Source organism: Streptomyces sp. NPDC054840, from assembly GCF_053611065.1.
In genome coordinates this window covers 1-1,764 of the sequence record NZ_JBSGZP010001030.1, presented here as the reverse complement: position 1 = coordinate 1,764, position 1,764 = coordinate 1, and the positions used below count along the sequence as shown (strand labels likewise).

General features: G+C 71.8%; 3 protein-coding genes and 1 pseudogene. 1 reads left to right on the top strand and 3 read right to left on the bottom strand.

Going from position 1 to position 1,764, the window contains the following annotated elements; translation table 11 throughout:
- Nucleotides 1-90 precede the first annotated feature (90 nt).
- The 3 genes and pseudogenes from ACWGIU_RS37180 to ACWGIU_RS37170 all read right to left on the bottom strand — a co-directional run.
- Nucleotides 91-353, bottom strand: a pseudogene (locus ACWGIU_RS37180) (amidase family protein); the annotation flags it as partial.
- Nucleotides 326-532 (bottom strand): hypothetical protein, encoded by a 207-nt coding sequence (locus ACWGIU_RS37175; RefSeq protein WP_453712478.1) that lies wholly within the window; start codon nucleotides 530-532, stop codon nucleotides 326-328. The gene ACWGIU_RS37175 and the pseudogene ACWGIU_RS37180, both read right to left, overlap by 28 nt.
- Complete coding sequence (locus ACWGIU_RS37170; protein WP_453712477.1) at nucleotides 519-728, bottom strand: hypothetical protein; 210 nt, start codon at nucleotides 726-728, stop codon at nucleotides 519-521. Before ACWGIU_RS37170 ends, ACWGIU_RS37175 begins: the two co-directional genes overlap by 14 nt.
- A 149-nt stretch (nucleotides 729-877) precedes the next feature.
- Here ACWGIU_RS37170 and ACWGIU_RS37165 point away from each other — a divergent pair.
- A partial coding sequence (locus ACWGIU_RS37165) for an MBL fold metallo-hydrolase (RefSeq protein ID WP_453712476.1) occupies nucleotides 878-1,764 on the top strand: 887 nt, incomplete at its 3' end.

The window sequence follows — 1,764 nt, the reverse complement described above, 5'->3', positions numbered from 1 at the left end:
CGCGAGTACGTCCAGTACGAGCCGCGGCCCTCCGCCTTGCGATGCACCACACCGGACGCCGCAACCCGGCAAACCTTCCCGGCCACAGCACTAGGACACCCGCTCCGGGGCCAGACCGCGCGCCGTGCCGGTGCGTTCGTAGGCGTGGCCCGCCCGGAGCAGTGTGGCCTCGCCGAAGGGCCTTCCCATCAGCTGCATGCCGATCGGCAGTCCCGCCGAGTCCAGGCCGACGGGCAGGGTCAGCGCGGGAACGCCCGTGAGGTTGGCCGGGGCCGACAGCCACACGTACGCGTCGGCGACGCTTTCGACGCTGCCGTCCCCCAGGTCACGCTGGTCCGGCCGGACTCCACGGCGGCTCCGCCCGGCGGGCCGTGTCGCGCGCGAGGTCGGCCGTCACGGCGGTGAAGGCGTTCAGGTGCGGTTGGACCCGCGCGATGCGCTCCAGCGAGGAGTCCACCAGTTCCACCGGCGAGAGCCGCCGGGCGCGTACGGCCCGGGCCGCTTCGGCCACGGTCAGCTCATACGGCCGCATCGTGCCGCTCCCCTCCCGCGCGGTACACCGCGACGGGCGGTGTCTCGCCGAAGTCCAGTTCCCGCAGGAGCGATACGACCGCGTGGATGTGCTCGGCGGTGACCGCCACCTGCGCGTGGCGGTCCGGCGCCAGGGGGAGCCCCGACCGTGCGGCCCAGCGGGCGGCTTCGGGGGGTGTGAGGTTCGAGGCGGACACGTGCTGCCTTCCTTCAGGGGAACGACGGAATGATCACTACGCCTTAAAGCTAACGACTTGCGTTAGCCCCCGGTAGGACCTACGGTCACTTAAAGCGAATGAATCGCTTTTGCTGTTGGCCGGTCCTCTGCAGACGAAGGAACACGCGCATGCCCACCGCTCAGTTCACCGAGCCGGCCCCGTCCGGATCCGCTGCCCACTGGACCATCGGGGAGATCACGGTCCACCGCGTCGACGAGGTGCCCCTGCCGCCCACGACCGGAACGTGGCTGCTGCCGGCCGCCACCCCGGACACGGTGGCCGAGCACGCCTGGCTGCGGCCCGACTTCGCGGGCCCGGACGGCGTCCTGCACCTCGACAGCCACAGCTTCGCGCTGGTGGTGGACGGCCTCCGCGTCCTCGTCGACACCGGGATCGGCAACGGCAAGACGAGGGCCGACCCGGCGTGGCACCACCTCCGTACCGACTACCTCGCACGCCTCGCGGACATCGGATTCACCCCCGAGAACGTCAACCTGGTGATCCTCACCCACCTGCACACCGACCACGTCGGATGGAACACCCGGGAAGTCGGCGGGACTTGGGTGCCGACCTTCCCGAACGCCCGCTACCTGACATCGAGGGCCGAGTACGAGTTCTGGGCCGCCTACGACATGGACGAGGCGCGGCGCGGCATGTTCCGCGACTCCGTCGTGCCGGTCGAGGAGGCGGGCCTGCTCGACCTGGTCGACGTACCGGCCGAAGGGATCGACGTGGCCGGCGGGCTGCGCCTGCTGCCCACGCCAGGGCACACCCCCGGGCAGGTCGCCGTGCAGGTGAGCAGCGCGGGCGCGGCCGCCCTCGTCACCGGGGACGCCGTCCATCACCCCGTACAGCTGGCGCATCCGGAGATCGGCAGCTGCGTGGACATCGACCCCGTGCGGGCCGAGGTCACCCGGCGCGCGCTGCTCGGCCGGCTCGCCGGCACCGGCACCCTGGTCCTCGGTACACACTTTCCCGCGCCGACCGCCGGTCGCGTGGTCGTCGAAGGGGACGG

Bases quoted from the DNA above. Each gene is read 5' to 3' on its own strand.
- ACWGIU_RS37175 (WP_453712478.1), bottom strand. From the start codon at position 532: ATGCGGCCGTATGAGCTGACCGTGGCCGAAGCGGCCCGGGCCGTACGC.